Here is a 14,206-nt window from a genome sequence, read left to right as displayed (position 1 = left end):
TGGCACGTCGCAGCGCGGATATGACTGCGATGCGCTCGGCGGACGCCAGCCCCGTGCAATCTCAAGGACAGAGCCGGCAGATTGCCGGCTAATACCACTTCAAACCGCCGATTTACCGGTCCCCGGCAAACCTCCGCTTCATTATCCTGATCATCGCAGCGAGACACAGGAGAGACGAATGCGCGGTGCGGACATTCTGGTAGACATGCTCATCGGATACGGGGTTGATACGATCTTTGGCGTCCCCGGAGATACCAACGTGCCGCTCTATGAAGCACTCCAGCACCGAGAGGGCGAGATACGGCATGTGATGGCCCGTGATGAGCGCTCTGCCGGCTTCATGGCGGATGCTTATGGGCGGTTCACCAACAAGCCAGGCGTGTTTGAATGCCCATCGGGCGCCGGCGCGATGTATTCCTTGCCGCCGGTCGCTGAAGCGAACGGATCGTCGGTGCCGGTAATCCTGCTGACCATCGACATCCCACTGCCCGGCGAGGGACGCGGCGTCCTGACGGAATTGGATTGCGCGAAACTGTTCGAACCGGTGACAAAGCTGTCCGTGCAGGTAAAGACGCCGGAGAAGCTACCCGAAATCATCCGCCGAGCTTTTCGTGTCGCCTGCTCCGGCAAGCCTGGCGCCGTGCACCTGCAGATTCCCGAGGACATGCTGCTGGCCGAGGTAGACTTGACCCGGATATCCCTGCATGTCGAAGAGGAATGCCGAACTTTCCCTGCCTATCCCACGCTGCCGCCGCGCTCAAAACTCCAAGAGCTGCTGGAGCTCATTTCCAGGGCCGAACGGCCGTTGATCGTGGCAGGAGGTGGGGTGAACCGCGCCCGCGCAGGCGACGAGATCACCCGGCTTGCCGAAAAATTCAACGTACCGATGTGCACGACGATGACCGGCCAGGGGGCTATCGATGACGACCATCGCCTCGCGATCGGCGTCATCGGCGACAACGGATATCATCCCCATGCGAACTGGGCGCTTGAACATTCCGACTTCACGTTGTTCGTGGGTTCGCGCATTGGCTCGGTCGTCACCATCGGCTGGACCTTTCCACGGATCACGCTCAATCGGCGGCTGGCGCAGATCGATATCTCGCCGGAAATCATGGCAAACAACTACGAGAATCTGCTGTCAATCCAGGGGGATGCCTTGCTTGTTCTCAAGGAGTTGCTGGAGCTGAAAGCAAGTATCGAGCCCGCCCAGCACGAAGCCTGGGTCAGCGAGCTCAACCGACGTCGGCAAGTCTTTTGGGAGCATGCGGAGGAGGCGCTTTCCGACGAACGGGTTCCGTTGCGGCCCGAGCGCGCGGTGCGTGCCTTCAATCAAGCTTTGCAATCTTCCGGCAAGCCCGCGCTCATCTACTCCGATGCAGGAACGCCGACCCCATACATGACGCGCTTCCTCAAAATCAATGACGGTGAGACACGCTTTGCCATACCACGTGCCTTTGGTGGCCTCGGTTCGGCGCTTCCCGCCACAGTCGGCGCCTGGCGGGCCGATCCATCCAAGAGGCCGATCGGTCTATTCGGTGACGGATCGTTCGGCATGACGGTCGGCGAATTGGAAACGCTGGTGCGTCTGCAGGTACCGGCGATCCTTATCCTCTTCAACAACGGGACATTCGGCTGGATCAAGGGCCTCCACCGGCTCAAAGGTCATAATCAGTGCTTCGGCGTGGATTTTCTGGCGCCGCGCGGTCAGGCAATAGCGGAGGCCTATGGTCTCAAGGCATGGACGGCCAAAACAGCTTCGGAACTCGATGCAGCGTTGGCGGCCGCCTTTGCTCACGACGACGGGCCCTGCTTCCTCGACGTTCATGTCGAATCCATCGGAGACCGGGTACCGCCGGTCTATTCATGGCTATTGAAGCGGGGAGAGAATCCGCTCGAGCTGAAACCGGTGGAGAAGGCCTATTTTTGATCCAAGGGATACGCCAGAGGCAGGAATTGCCGCCGGCGCGTGAATTCGGTGGCGAACCAATCGCGGAATATCCGCACATTGGCCGAGTTCATCCGCGCCTGCGGGAAACAGAGATAAAAACCTTCCCCGGATGTCTGGAGCCTGCTTAAAGCGGGCTTCAGAATTCCTGCGGCTAGTTCGGTGCGCACATGGAGCTCGGGAACGACCGCCAGCCCCATGCCGCTAATGGCGCATTCGAGGATCATATCGAAGTTCGGCAAGCGCGGACCGTAGATGCGGCTCTTGTAGTGCACGCCTGCTCCCCGCAGCCAATGCAGCCACAGGCTCGGCCGGCTTGAATTCTGGATCAGCGGGTATTCCAGCAGCGCCTCGTCGTTCGGCAGGCCTAGCAATGGCACCAAATTCGGCGCTCCCACAACGATCAATTCCTCATCGAAGAGCAACTGACTGCGCGCCCCGCTCCAATTGCCCGTACCGCGCACGAACGCAAGATCCAGCTCGGATGCCGCGAAATCGAGATCGTGACGGCAGGGATAGACTTCGAACCATGTTTGGGGATGCGCGGCTGCAAAGGCAGTCAGCATCGCAGCACCCCAGCGCCGCATCAATGTCGGCGGAAAGCCGATCTTCAGCATGCTTTGTGCCTTTCGACCGCGGACGGCATCGATGGAGACATCTTCCAACTTGTCGAGCAGGCGCGAAATCTCATCATAATAGCGCGCGCCCTCCTCCGTCAGGATCAGCTTCGGGCCGGCTCGCTCGAACAGGGTAAGACCAAGAAAATCCTCAAGGTTTTTTATCTGCCGGCTGATGCCGCTTTGCGTGATCCCCATGTCCTCGGCGGCCTTGGTAAAGCTCAAGTGACGCACAGATGCATCGAAGGCATGCAAGGCGCTCAAGGACGGCAGAAAACGGCGCATGACGAAGCTCCTGTTGATCACCATGAATAAAAGTCATGAAGAACCCATTTTTCAATGCTTTTCTTTGGGAAAATTTGGCCCCAGTCTTCCCATAAAAGAAAGTGGGAACGACATGGACTACGGCGACAGCATTGACCGCAATCTGCTTAGCATCCTGGAGGAAAATGCACGCGTAACGGCCAGTGAACTGGCGCGACGCGTCGGCCTCGCGCGCTCAAGTGTCCAGGAGCGTATCGAGCGGCTGGAACGTCGCGGCGTCATCCTTGGCTATCGTGCGATCGTGGGCCGTCGCGAGATTGATCAAAGCGTTTCAGCCTATATCTTCATCACCACTGCCCTGCGCGCGACGCAACGGCTGTTTGCGGTATTGCGCGGCTATCCCGAGATCGTGACCGCCGACGCGATCAGCGGCCCGGCCAATATTCTCTGCCGCGTGAACGTCAATTTTTTAGAAGATCTGGAAGCACTCATCGAGGAGCTTGCCCGGATCGAAGAAATCGAAAGCGTGACCTATTCCGTCGTGCTTTCCAACAAAATCAATCGCGAAAACGCATTGATCGCCCGTAAGGCGCAATAGGGAACGAGCAATCAACTGGGATATGACCATGAACAGACGTGACTTCGGAAGGGCAGTGCTGCTCGCAGGCGCTGCTGCGCTACTTCCATCCTCCGCACTTCTTGCAGCGATCGAAGGTCCGACGCTCGAAGCGATCCGGGCGCGGGGCACGCTGCGGATCGGCGTGTTTGCGGGCACCGAGCCTTATTATCACAAGAATCTCGCAACCGGAGAATGGGAAGGTTTCTGCGTCGCGATGGGACACGACCTCGCGCAATATATCGGCGTCAAGCTGGAACTGGTCGAGACGACCTGGGGCAACTCCGTGATCGATCTGCAGAGCAACAAGATCGACATCATGTTCGGGCTCAGCAACAATCCGGAGCGCGCCAAGGTTGTCGACTTCACCAAGGCGTTGATGGACAATACCTTCACACTCGTTGCCCGAAAGGATCTGGAGGTGACGAAGTGGGAAGAAATGAACAGACCGGAGATGCGGGTGGCCGTCGACCTCGGCTCGACGCAAGATAATTTCGCCCGTAAGAACCTGCCGAACTGCACGCTGGTCGCGCTCAAATCTGCCGATGAGACCATTCTGGCGCTTCAGTCGGGTCGTGCCGACGCCATCATTCAGGTCGCGCTCCTTGCAGTCGTGACGACGAAACACCTCGCGCCAAACGTCAAACTCATCATTCCGGATCCCCATGGAAGCCAGCCGACCACTATCGGCGTGCGTCGCGATCCGAATGGCGAATTCCGCGACTATGTCGATGCCTGGCTTGCGGAACGCCGTGGGCAAGGCAAAGTCTCGAGCTGGATTGTCGAAAGCCTCGCACTCGTCGGTGTTGACAAGGCCGCGCTGCCTGCAAACCTGACCTTCTGACAGGCACGACCATGTCCGTCTCGTCAGGTGCATTGGGCATCATCATGCTGGATACGACGTTTGAACGTCCGCCCGGCGATGTCGGCCATGCTGGGTCATGGCGCTTTCCGGTCAGGTTCCGTCAGGTGCGCGGTGCATCCGTTTCCCTCGTCGTCCGTGCGGGCGGCGAGGATCTCGTCGACGATTTCGTCGCCGCCGGACGAGAGCTGATTTCGGAGGGCTGCAGCGCGATTATCACGTCTTGCGGCTTCATGGCGCGACACCAACGAAAGCTGGCCGAGGCACTGGGTGTGCCGGTGGCCGCCTCCAGTCTGATGCAGCTGCCCATGGTCGAAATGGCGCTCGGCGCAGGCCTGCGCCCCGGTGTGATAACATATGATGCCGGAAGCCTCGGTCCCGAGATATTCGAAGCCTGCGGGGCAGATCCATCCGTACCCGTGCGCGGCGTGCCCGCCAACGGTGCATTTCACACGCTCATCGAGGGCTCGGCGGCATACGATCATGCGGCACTGGAGGCCGAAGTGGTCGATGCTGCACGCAAGCTCGTCGCCGAACATCCATCCGTCGGCGCCATCGTGCTGGAATGCACCAACATGCCGCCCTTTGCCCAGGCGATTTCGGCTGCCCTCGATCTCCCCGTCTTCGATATCCTGACGCTTGGCGAGTGGCTTTTCACCTCAACCTCTCCCCGGACTTTCCGTCGGGCCGAACAAAGCGCGCTGTGATGCAATATCAATGGGACTTTTCCAGCCTTTGGCAGTACCGCGGCCTGTTTCTTCAAGGCTTGGGCTATACGGTCGGCTTTACCGTTTTGACCATCGTCTCCGGAATCCTGGTCGGCACGGTCTTCGCTCTTGCCCGGCTTTCGGGTCTGAAAATCGTCACCGTTCCGATCATGACGATCGTAGAGCTGTTTCGCTGCACGCCCGTCCTCGTGCAACTGGTCTGGTGTTACTATGCCCTGCCCATGCTGGTGGGCATTCAGATCTCCCCAGCGATGGCAGCCTTCATCACGCTTACCATGTACGGCGCTGCATTCTATGCGGAGATCATACGAGGCGGCATCGTCTCGATCGAGGCCGGGCAATGGGATGCCGGCCGCGCGATCGGCATGCGTCGAGGCCAGTTGATGGCCAAGATCATCCTGCCGCAGGCGTTGCGCCGCATGGTACCGCCGCTGGTCAACCAGTCTGTCCTGCAGCTCAAGAATACCTCGCTCCTCTCCGTGCTTGCCGTGCCCGACCTGCTTTATCAAGGGCAACTCGTGACCTCGGCCACCTACCGGCCGCTTGAAACTTACACTTTGATTGCATTCGTCTATCTGGCGGTCCTGTTCCCCATGACACGCCTGGCGCACTGGCTGGAGGGCCGCAAGGCATGAATGGCAAGGTAGAGAGAACGGGTGCAGAAGAGCCGATGATCGAGGTGGTAGGCCTGAAGAAATCCTTCGGTCCTCTCGAGGTCTTGAAGGACATCAACCTTTCCGTGCCACGCGGTCATGTGGTGGCAATGATCGGGCCAAGCGGTTCGGGAAAATCGACCCTGTTGCGCAGCCTCAATCTGCTGTCATTGCCGGATGCGGGCTGCATTACCATCGGCGGAAGGCGGATGGATTTTTCCGCAGGCCGGATCGCCATGCGCGATCGGGATCTCGCAGCCTTCCGTGCCAATACAGGGATGGTGTTTCAGAACTTCAATCTGTTCCCGCATATGAGCGTCATCGACAATGTGATGGTCGGGCCGGTGAGCGTGTTGAAGCAGGACAGGAATTCCGCCCGGACCGTCGCGATGGAGCTTCTCGCCAAGGTCGGCCTGGTCGCGAAAGCCGACGCGCGTCCGGAGCAGCTTTCGGGTGGACAGAAGCAGCGCGTGGCGATCGCGCGTGCGCTCGCGATGAAACCGGAAGTCATGCTGTTTGATGAGGCCACCTCTGCGCTCGACCCCGCACTGGTCGGCGAGGTTCTGGCGGTCATTCGTCAGCTCGCCGAGCAAGGGATGACGATGATCCTCGTCACTCATGAGATGGCCTTTGCCCGCGATGTCGCCGACACGGTCATCTTCATGCAGGACGGCTTCGTCGTCGAGTCGGGTGATGCGCGCCAGGTCATCAACGAGCCTCGCGAGATGAGAACGCGAGAATTCCTCAGCCATTTCCATGGCGGACTTTCCTGAGAGCAGGACGAAACGGCAATGACAGGCAAGGTAATCGTGGTTGGTGCGGGCATTATCGGTGCCACCGCTGCGTTGAGATTGGCGGAAGCGGGCTGGGATGTCGCGCTTTGCGACGGCAACGCCCCGGGCAGCGAAGCTGGAGCAAGCTACGGCAATGGCGGCTGGATCAGCCCGGCGTCGATCATTCCGATGAGCATGCCCGGCCTGTGGCGGAAGGTTCCCGGTTTCCTTCTCGATCGAAACGGGCCGCTGACGATCGATTGGAGATCGCTGCCGCAACTGACGCCTTGGCTCTTGCGATTCTTGTGGGCTGGCGCCAGCAAGACCCGCGTACGCCGGACGGCGAAGTTGTTGAACTTCCTGCTGCATGATGGCCCTGAGCGACATCTGGAACTCGCGCGAAAGACCGGACAGGAGCAGCTCGTTCTTCAAAAAGGGCTGCTCTACGCCTATCCCGACCGGGCTTCCTTCGAGGCGGAAGCGCTGAGCTGGGAGCTGCGCCGAGAAAACGGCGTAGAATATGTGGAGTGGGACGAGACCGAAATCCGGCAAAGGCTCCCGGCTCTCGGTCCTCACTATCGGTTCGCCATCCATGTGGTGAACGGTGCCCATTGCCGTGACACTGGAGGCTATGTGGCCGGCATCGTGGAAGCCGCTCGACGTAAGGGCGTGCAGTTCCACCAGTCCGCCGTGACAGCCATCCTGGACGGTATGACGCCGCAGGTGGTACTTGAGGGTGGCGAGACGCTATCTGCCGACCGCATCGTCGTGGCCGCGGGCATACATTCCGGCCGCCTGCTTCGCCCGCTCGGCGTGCGCATTCCGATGCAGAGCGAACGGGGCTATCATGTGACCGTGACATCGGGGCAAACACCCTTCGAAATTCCCGTCATGCCGAGTACCGGCCGGATGGCCAACACGCCGACCAATATGGGTCTGCGCCTTTCGGGCCAGGTCGAGCTTGCCACCGTGAACAAACCTCCGAACTGGGAGCGCGCGCAGGTGCTGCAACGGCATGCCCTGGCGAGCTACCCCTATCTGGCCGCCGACAAGACACCCAACCTTCGTCTCTGGATGGGACATCGGCCGTCTACGCCCGACGGGCTTCCTGTGATCGGCCCGCTGTCGCGCCATCCCAGCCTGATCGCTGCATTCGGCCACGGGCATGTCGGCATCGCGGCAGCTCCCAAAACCGCAGATCTGGTACTCGACGCATTGGAACGTCGCATCAGCGACAATGCATGCCCTTTTCTACCCAGCCGTTTTGGGCAATGACCGATCGCGGACTCCAGGCAGACCCCGAATGAACGCCCTGATGGGAACCGAACCGATGGAGTTGCAATCATTCAAAAGGGCTGGGAAGACCCTGGACCGATGATCGGGTTTCGACCTAACGCCCATGATTCTCCGAGCGAATATAAACCTGCAGCGTATAACCGATGTGTTCGGTCATTAGCGCTCTGGCACGTTCCAGATCCCGGTCGAGGGCCGCGTCCATCAATGCCGTATGATGCTCGATCGCCATGGCGTCCTGCAAAGCGGCAACCGCTTTTTCATAGCCGATCGAAAGGCCGGCAGCCGCGCGCTGCGTCGGCGCAAGACCGAGAAAACGATGGTGGCGGCGAAGTTGATCCGAGATGGTGGACTGGAAACGCTGAAGCCAGTTCGACGTTGCCGCGCTGACAAGCGCAGCGTGAAAGGCACTGTGCTTCTCATCCCATTCGTCCGCCATCTCCTCCGAGGCGGAGTCAGGCACGATCTTGCAGCGTGAGAGGCGATAATGTGCGGTGACGACAGCCGATTCCCAATCCGGGCCACCCTTCTCGATCGACTCCATGAGAAGCGGCAGTTCCACGACCATGCGCGCCCGCGTCAGGTCCTCCAGTTCGGCCCGCGATACCGGAGCGACAGCGAAGCCGCGATTGCTGATCGCAGTAACAAGCTTTTCGGCCTCCAGCCGCGACAGGGCCTCGCGAAGCGGCGTCCAGCCGAGGCCGTAGATATCCCGAAGGGCGGTCAACCGCAGGGACGCACCGGGCCTTAGCTTGGTATTGAGGATGTCGCGTCGCAACAGCCAGTAAGCCGCCTCTGTTTTGCTGAGCGCATCCTTGTCCTGCATGGTCTCGTCCCGATCCTCCCTGGCGCAATTATATATAAAACTGCCATATCTCGAAATTATATATTATATACGTCCGTCGTGAGTATCATATATCACAAATTGACAGGCCTGCAGCACTCGCTATGATCCCTGCCCAAGAGAGCCGAAGGAACACGGCTCCTTGTCACATCCGGGAGGAAAATATGCTGAGATCCACGTCCAAATGGCTGGCCGGCCTCGCTGTCGCCGGCGCTTTCGCAGCGAGCGTTGCAACCGCATCGGCGGAGCCCATCAAGATCGCCATCGCCAACTTCGGCGAGCATCCGCAGCTCAATGCCTCGATCGCGGGCTTCAAGAAGGCTCTTGCCGACAACGGCTTCGTCGAAGGCAAGGATGTTGTCTATTCCGAAAGCAACACGAGCTTCGACGCCTCGCTTGTTCCGCAGATGATCGCCAAGCTGCAGTCCGAACATCCGAAGCTGATATATACGGTCACCACGCCGGTGTCGCAGATCGCGAAGAAGGCGCTCGCCGGCTCCGGCATTCCGATCGTCTTTACTGCCGTCACCGACCCGGTCGCCGCCAAGCTCGTCCCCTCCTGGGACGCGGGCGACACCGGCATTACCGGCTCGAGCGATCTGCAGGACATCTCCGCGATCCTGACCTTCACCAAGAAACTGCTCCCGAATGCCAAGCGTATCGGCATTCCCTACAATCCGGGCGAGGCCAACGACGTGGCGCTGCTCGACAAGGTCAAGGCGGCCGCTCCGGCAGCCGGCTTCGAAGTGGTTCCCGTCGGTGTCGACAATGTCAACGACATCCAGCAGCGCATTGCTTCGCTCGCCGGCAAGACAGACGTGATCTACACGCCGGCCTCCAACCTCTTGCAGCCGGCAATCCCGGCCGTTGCCGCCGCCGCCCGCCAGGCACAGATCCCGATCGTCAACTCCGACGACGCTGCTGTTCGTAACGGCGTCGTTCCGGCAAGCTTTGCCGTCAACTATGAGCAGGTTGGCGAAAACGCCGGCAAGATCGCCGCGCAGATCTTGAAGGGTGCCGATCCGAAGACGATCAAGCCCTCCGTTCCTGCCTATAAGGACCATGCGCCGCTGATCAACAAGACCGTGTTGAAAGCCTTCGGCGCCGAGGTTCCAGCTTCGCTTGCCGATTGCAATTGCTTCACGAAGTAATAGGCGGCATCCTCTAGGGACCAATTCAATCCATGGCGGCGTCAGGGACGCCGCCATTTCATAACCCTATACTACAGGGAGGCACGGATGCTTGATGTCAAATCCGCGCGCAAGGTTTTCTATAAAGGCCAGCCCGACGAGAAGGTCGCGCTCAATGGCCTGACGCTCTCCCTCAAGACAGGTGAATTCGGCGTCGTGATCGGCTCGAACGGCGCGGGCAAGAGCAGCATGCTGAATGCGATTTCCGGTGCTCTCAGCCTCGATTCCGGTCAGGTTCTCATCAACGGCGATGACGTGACGAATATGCCGGTCCACAAGCGCGCCGCGCGTCTTGCCCGCGTGTTCCAGGACCCGATGAAGGGCACCGCCGCCAGCATGACGGTTGGCGAGAACATGCTTCTGGCGGAACTGCGCGGCAAGAGCAGAGGATTTCGCCCCGGCCTGAACGCCGCTCGCCTTGCCGCCTATAAAGAGCGCCTCGCCGTACTCGGCCTCGGTCTCGAAAGCCGGCTGGATACCAAGGTCGAGCTGCTTTCGGGCGGCCAGCGCCAATCGCTGTCCCTCATCATGGCGGTCGGTGGCTCACCAGACGTGCTGCTTCTCGATGAACACACAGCCGCGCTCGATCCGCGCACCGCCGATATTGTCATGCAGGCAACGGTACGCACCGTCGAGGCGCTGAAGCTGACGACCTTGATGGTAACGCACAACATGCAGCACGCCGTCGATTTCGGTGACAGCATCATCATGCTAGACGCCGGCCGCGTTCACCTTGAAATTACCGGCGAAGGCAAGCGGCGCATCACCGTACCCGAGCTGATCGGCCACTTCGCCGTCAAGACCGACCGAATGCTGCTGGTGAGCTGAGATCATGATGGACTTCATTCAGACAACCGTTTCGAGCTTCGTCTCGCTCATCCCGGTGACGCTGGCCCAGAGCTTCATCCTGAGCTTCGTCGTCCTCGGCATCATGATCCCGTTCCGGATGCTGAGCTTTCCGGATCTGACCAGCGAAGGCGCGTTTCCGCTCGGCGGCTGCGTCTGCGGCATCCTGCTTGCCGCCGGCGTCGCACCGCCGCTGGCGATCGCCGTCGCCTTCGTCGTGGGCCTTGCCGCCGGCTGCTGCACGGCCTTCATTCACCTGCGCTTCCGTATCCATACGCTGCTTGCCGGTATCCTGATGTCGACGATGCTCTACAGTGTCAATCTCGGTATCATGGGTAAATCCAACCTCTCCGTCTTCGGCTCGCCGACCGTGTTCGACTGGGTACCCTTCACGACGCCCGGCTTTCCCGCGAGCAAGATCGTCATCGCCGGTCTGCTGGCCGTTATCGTCCTGATCGCCCTCAATCTCTACTTCAAGACGGAAAAGGGCACGGCCATGCGTGCCGTCGGCTCCAATCCCGACATGGCCGAGGCGCAGGGCATCAATGTCTGGGCGGCCACCATCGGGGGCGTCGGCATCGCCAGTGCCTTTTCAGCCGCAAGCGGTGCGTTGATGGTGCAGTCGCAGGGCTTTGCCGATGTCAATATGGGTATCGGCATCCTGATCAACGGTCTGGCGGCGCTGATGATCGGCGAAGCCTTTACCGGCAAGCAGACCGTGCTGCGCCAGCTGCTGGCACCGTTCGTCGGCTCCATTATCTATTACCAGCTGGTGTCGCTCTGCCTTGCCGCCGGCATGCCGCCGCCGAACCTGAAGCTCGCAACCGGCCTTTTCGTGCTGATCATGCTGGCGCTGCCGAGCATCCGCCGTAGCCGCGGGGGAGCTGCCACTCGAGAAACCATTCGCGAATAAGTTTACGAGGCAACGACATATGGATAGCCTTCCCGATCTCGCCGCGGTCGAGGCCATGGACGAGGCCGACCCGCTGCGCGTCTTCCGCAGCCGCTTCGCCCTGCCCGCCGGCGTCATCTATCTCGACGGAAATTCGCTCGGTGCAGCCTCGCACGAGGTCTTTGCCGAAGTGCGCCAGGCCGCCATGGAAGAATGGGGCAACGGCCTGATCCGCAGTTGGAACAGCGCCGGGTGGTTTCATCTGCCGCTGGAGCTCGGGGACCGCGTCGGCCGGCTGATCGGCGCGGCCGAAGGCCAGACCGTCGTGACCGACTCCACCTCGATCAACATCTACAAAACACTTCATGCGGCGCTCGCAATGCGACCGGATCGCAACGTGATCGTAGCGGAGGACGACAGTTTTCCGACCGATCTCTACATGGCGGAAGGCGTCGTCTCGACCCGGCCCGGTGTCACGCTGCGTCTCGAAGGCCGCGATGCCGACACCATCGAGGATTTGATCGATGAGAACGTCGCCGTCGTCCTCGTCAATCATGTCAACTACAAGAGCGGCGAGCTGCGCGACATGGCGGCGCTGACGAAGCGCATTCAGGCGGCGGGCGCACTCGTCATCTGGGATCTGTGCCACAGCGCCGGCGCTCTGCCCGTCGATCTCGATGGCGCCGGTGCCGATTTCGCCGTCGGCTGCACTTACAAATATCTGAATGGCGGGCCGGGAGCACCGGCCTTCATCTATGCGGCGAAGCGTCATCACGCATCAATCGTTCAGCCGCTCAGCGGCTGGTGGAGCCATGCACGCCCCTTTGCCTTCGAAAGGAGTTTCGATGGCGATACCGGCATTAAGCGTTTTCTCTGCGGCACGCAGCCGATCCTCTCCTTGCGGGCGCTGAAAGGGGCGCTCTCCATCTGGGACGAGGTGGACATGAACGCGCTGCGCCGCAAAAGCATAGCACTGACCGATCTCTTCATCCGTTTGGTCGAAGCCAAATGCGGCCGATATGGTGTGGAACTTGAGACGACGCGTGACAGCGAGAAGCGCGGCAGCCAGGTCTCCTTCATCCACAACAATGCCTACGAGGTCATGCAGGCCCTGATCGAGCGCGGCGTCATCGGCGATTTTCGCGCACCTTCGACGCTGCGCTTCGGCTTCACGCCGCTCTATGTCGGTTATCGCGACGTCTGGCGCGCCGTGACAGTGCTGGAGGAAATCCTAGGCAGCGGATCATGGAAGGACGCGCGCTTCGCCGTGCGGGCCGCCGTGACCTGACCTCAGGTACCGGCAGCTGGAGAGAGGAAGCTGAACATGAGCTATTTCAGGGTCGCCGATTGGGACGCCGCCTACACGAACGGCGCCTATATCGTCGACGGCGATCAATGGCCGGCCGCCTGGGTCGCGCCGGCAAAATCCTTCCGTGACAGGCTGACAACCGCGGGACGTGCAAAACTCGATCTGGCCTATGGTCCAGGGGAGCGCAATCGCTTCGATCTCTTTCTGCCCGAAGGCCGGCCGCAGGGATTGGTGGTCTTCGTCCATGGCGGCTACTGGCTGCAACTGGACAAAAGCTACTGGTCGCACCTCGCCGCCGGCTCGATTGCGACCGGCTATGCGGTCGCGATCCCGTCCTACACGCTCTGCCCGGAAAATCGCATCGGCGGGATCGGCAGGGAGATTGCGGCGGCAATCACGGCAGCGGCCGAGCTCGTCGGCGGCCCCATTGTTCTGACGGGCCATTCGGCCGGCGGTCAGCTCGTAGCCCGCATGATGACGACGACATCACCGCTTGGCGAGGCGATCCTCAAGCGCATCCGGCATGTGCTTGCCATTTCCGGTCTTCACGACCTGCGCCCGATCATGAAGCGCAGCATGAACGCGCAGCTTCGCATCGATGACGCCGAAGCAAAGACCGAAAGCCCGGCGCTTCTAGAACCGATCGACGGCATTCGTCTTACCTGTTGGGTTGGCGGTGCCGAGCGCGCCGAATTCGTCCGCCAGAACGCGCTGCTTGCCAATATCTGGACGGGCCTTGGCACGGCGACCGAGGTCGTGGTCGAGCCGGACAAGCATCATTATTCGGTTCTGGACGGCCTCATGGAGGCCGAACATCCGCTGACGCGGGCCTTGGTCGCCGAATAACGTTTTCGCAGCAGGACAAAAGAGGTTCCCTCGGCGCTATCCGCACCGAGGGCACTCCTATTATCAGTCACAGAGATAGTGTCAGCCGTTGACCGGCGCATTCATCGCCCAGGCGACGCCGAAGGGGTCGCGGAGCTGACCCCAACGATCGCCCCAGAACATCACCTGCGGCTCGACGACGACTTCGGCTCCGGCATCGACGGCACGCTTCCACCAGAAATCGAGATCATCGACGACAAGCTGCATCGTGAAGGACTGCGGCTTTTCCAGCGCATGCCCATATTCCGGAAAAGCATCGCCGAGCATGACCGAGCTGCCGTTGATGTAGAGATGGATATGCATGGTCCGGCCTTTCTCGTCGACCGGATACATGAATGCCTGTTCGGCACCGAAGGCGCGCTTGTAGAATTCGGCTGCCTTCACGGCACCATCCACCGTCAGATAGGCTACGACGCCGCCGCGAACCGGCACGCGTGGCTGCTGGGATTGTTCTGTTGCATCGGTCATGTTGGTCTCCTTGGAACG

The 14,206-nt window shown here is 60.6% G+C and carries 15 protein-coding genes; 12 read left to right on the top strand and 3 right to left on the bottom strand.

The genetic code is table 11. The features are described 5' to 3' along the window. The first annotated feature begins 178 nt into the window (after positions 1–178). Positions 179–1,930: a thiamine pyrophosphate-binding protein gene (locus AC13RM_RS27450; RefSeq protein ID WP_488555900.1), complete on the top strand. Its 1,752-nt coding sequence runs from the start codon at positions 179–181 to the stop codon at positions 1,928–1,930. Here the strand turns inward: AC13RM_RS27450 and AC13RM_RS27445 are convergent. Beyond that, complete coding sequence (locus AC13RM_RS27445) at positions 1,921–2,850, bottom strand: LysR substrate-binding domain-containing protein (RefSeq protein ID WP_440479400.1); 930 nt, start codon at positions 2,848–2,850, stop codon at positions 1,921–1,923. The two genes, AC13RM_RS27450 and AC13RM_RS27445, sit on opposite strands and share 10 nt — an antisense overlap. On the opposite strand from AC13RM_RS27445, the gene AC13RM_RS27440 reads away from it, so the two are divergent. The 6 genes from AC13RM_RS27440 to AC13RM_RS27415 are packed head-to-tail and all read left to right on the top strand — an operon-like array spanning position 2,849 to position 7,736. Then, positions 2,849–3,427, top strand: a complete 579-nt coding sequence (locus AC13RM_RS27440; RefSeq protein ID WP_488555899.1) for an Lrp/AsnC family transcriptional regulator — start codon at positions 2,849–2,851, stop codon at positions 3,425–3,427. The two genes, AC13RM_RS27445 and AC13RM_RS27440, sit on opposite strands and share 2 nt — an antisense overlap. Before the next feature lie 28 nt (positions 3,428–3,455). Further along, positions 3,456–4,289, top strand: a complete 834-nt coding sequence (locus tag AC13RM_RS27435) for a transporter substrate-binding domain-containing protein (protein ID WP_440479398.1) — start codon at positions 3,456–3,458, stop codon at positions 4,287–4,289. An 11-nt stretch (positions 4,290–4,300) separates the two neighbouring features. Continuing rightward, positions 4,301–5,014: an aspartate/glutamate racemase family protein gene (locus tag AC13RM_RS27430; protein ID WP_285171770.1), complete on the top strand. Its 714-nt coding sequence runs from the start codon at positions 4,301–4,303 to the stop codon at positions 5,012–5,014. After that, positions 5,014–5,670 carry an amino acid ABC transporter permease gene (locus tag AC13RM_RS27425; protein ID WP_113232902.1) on the top strand — a complete coding sequence of 219 codons (657 nt, stop codon included), beginning with the start codon at positions 5,014–5,016 and terminating at the stop codon, positions 5,668–5,670. Before AC13RM_RS27430 ends, AC13RM_RS27425 begins: the two co-directional genes overlap by 1 nt. After that, entirely contained in the window at positions 5,667–6,461 is a 795-nt protein-coding gene (locus AC13RM_RS27420; RefSeq protein WP_440479397.1) for an amino acid ABC transporter ATP-binding protein, read from the top strand. The genes AC13RM_RS27425 and AC13RM_RS27420 overlap by 4 nt, the downstream gene beginning before the upstream one ends. Positions 6,462–6,479: 18 nt before the next feature. After that, a complete protein-coding gene (locus tag AC13RM_RS27415; protein WP_440479396.1) occupies positions 6,480–7,736 on the top strand; it encodes an NAD(P)/FAD-dependent oxidoreductase in 1,257 nt (418 codons plus the stop codon). Positions 7,737–7,851: 115 nt separating this feature from the next. Here AC13RM_RS27415 and AC13RM_RS27410 read toward each other — a convergent pair whose 3' ends face one another. Next, on the bottom strand, positions 7,852–8,580 hold the full coding sequence (locus tag AC13RM_RS27410; RefSeq protein WP_285171767.1) for a GntR family transcriptional regulator: 729 nt from the start codon (positions 8,578–8,580) through the stop codon (positions 7,852–7,854). Between the two features lie 182 nt (positions 8,581–8,762). Between AC13RM_RS27410 and AC13RM_RS27405 the strand changes: the two genes are divergently transcribed. The 5 genes from AC13RM_RS27405 (at position 8,763) to AC13RM_RS27385 (ending at position 13,681) form a co-directional block, all read left to right on the top strand. Then, positions 8,763–9,749, top strand: a complete 987-nt coding sequence (locus tag AC13RM_RS27405; RefSeq protein ID WP_113232898.1) for an ABC transporter substrate-binding protein — start codon at positions 8,763–8,765, stop codon at positions 9,747–9,749. An 87-nt stretch (positions 9,750–9,836) separates the two neighbouring features. Continuing rightward, complete coding sequence (locus tag AC13RM_RS27400) at positions 9,837–10,616, top strand: ABC transporter ATP-binding protein (RefSeq protein ID WP_374819047.1); 780 nt, start codon at positions 9,837–9,839, stop codon at positions 10,614–10,616. 7 nt (positions 10,617–10,623) lie between these two features. Next, the gene (locus AC13RM_RS27395; protein ID WP_112335736.1) at positions 10,624–11,547 is read left to right on the top strand and encodes an ABC transporter permease; all 924 of its coding nucleotides are present in this window, start codon (positions 10,624–10,626) and stop codon (positions 11,545–11,547) included. Positions 11,548–11,566: 19 nt separating this feature from the next. Further along, on the top strand, positions 11,567–12,814 hold the full coding sequence (gene kynU, locus AC13RM_RS27390; RefSeq protein WP_374819045.1) for a kynureninase: 1,248 nt from the start codon (positions 11,567–11,569) through the stop codon (positions 12,812–12,814). A 36-nt stretch (positions 12,815–12,850) separates the two neighbouring features. Then, positions 12,851–13,681, top strand: coding sequence for an alpha/beta hydrolase (locus AC13RM_RS27385; RefSeq protein ID WP_374819043.1), 831 nt, complete (start codon positions 12,851–12,853; stop codon positions 13,679–13,681). 81 nt (positions 13,682–13,762) lie between these two features. Here AC13RM_RS27385 and AC13RM_RS27380 read toward each other — a convergent pair whose 3' ends face one another. Next, positions 13,763–14,188, bottom strand: a complete 426-nt coding sequence (locus AC13RM_RS27380) for a VOC family protein (RefSeq protein ID WP_095436986.1) — start codon at positions 14,186–14,188, stop codon at positions 13,763–13,765. Positions 14,189–14,206: the final 18 nt, after the last annotated feature.

This window comes from Martinezella sp. CNPSo 3732 (assembly GCF_057784515.1).
The sequence above is the reverse complement of the archived record's forward strand: the minus strand, read 5'-3'. Positions and strand labels throughout refer to the sequence as shown.

Coding starts and splice junctions, on each gene's coding strand:
- AC13RM_RS27430 (WP_285171770.1), top strand. CDS start 4,301: ATGTCCGTCTCGTCAGGTGCATTGGGCATCATCATGCTGGATACGACG.
- kynU (WP_374819045.1), top strand. CDS start 11,567: ATGGATAGCCTTCCCGATCTCGCCGCGGTCGAGGCCATGGACGAGGCC.
- AC13RM_RS27410 (WP_285171767.1), bottom strand. CDS start 8,580: ATGCAGGACAAGGATGCGCTCAGCAAAACAGAGGCGGCTTACTGGCTG.
- AC13RM_RS27415 (WP_440479396.1), top strand. CDS start 6,480: ATGACAGGCAAGGTAATCGTGGTTGGTGCGGGCATTATCGGTGCCACC.
- AC13RM_RS27440 (WP_488555899.1), top strand. CDS start 2,849: ATGACGAAGCTCCTGTTGATCACCATGAATAAAAGTCATGAAGAACCC.
- AC13RM_RS27420 (WP_440479397.1), top strand. CDS start 5,667: ATGAATGGCAAGGTAGAGAGAACGGGTGCAGAAGAGCCGATGATCGAG.
- AC13RM_RS27400 (WP_374819047.1), top strand. CDS start 9,837: ATGCTTGATGTCAAATCCGCGCGCAAGGTTTTCTATAAAGGCCAGCCC.
- AC13RM_RS27450 (WP_488555900.1), top strand. CDS start 179: ATGCGCGGTGCGGACATTCTGGTAGACATGCTCATCGGATACGGGGTT.
- AC13RM_RS27385 (WP_374819043.1), top strand. CDS start 12,851: ATGAGCTATTTCAGGGTCGCCGATTGGGACGCCGCCTACACGAACGGC.
- AC13RM_RS27435 (WP_440479398.1), top strand. CDS start 3,456: ATGAACAGACGTGACTTCGGAAGGGCAGTGCTGCTCGCAGGCGCTGCT.
- AC13RM_RS27405 (WP_113232898.1), top strand. CDS start 8,763: ATGCTGAGATCCACGTCCAAATGGCTGGCCGGCCTCGCTGTCGCCGGC.
- AC13RM_RS27395 (WP_112335736.1), top strand. CDS start 10,624: ATGGACTTCATTCAGACAACCGTTTCGAGCTTCGTCTCGCTCATCCCG.
- AC13RM_RS27445 (WP_440479400.1), bottom strand. CDS start 2,850: ATGCGCCGTTTTCTGCCGTCCTTGAGCGCCTTGCATGCCTTCGATGCA.
- AC13RM_RS27380 (WP_095436986.1), bottom strand. CDS start 14,188: ATGACCGATGCAACAGAACAATCCCAGCAGCCACGCGTGCCGGTTCGC.
- AC13RM_RS27425 (WP_113232902.1), top strand. CDS start 5,014: ATGCAATATCAATGGGACTTTTCCAGCCTTTGGCAGTACCGCGGCCTG.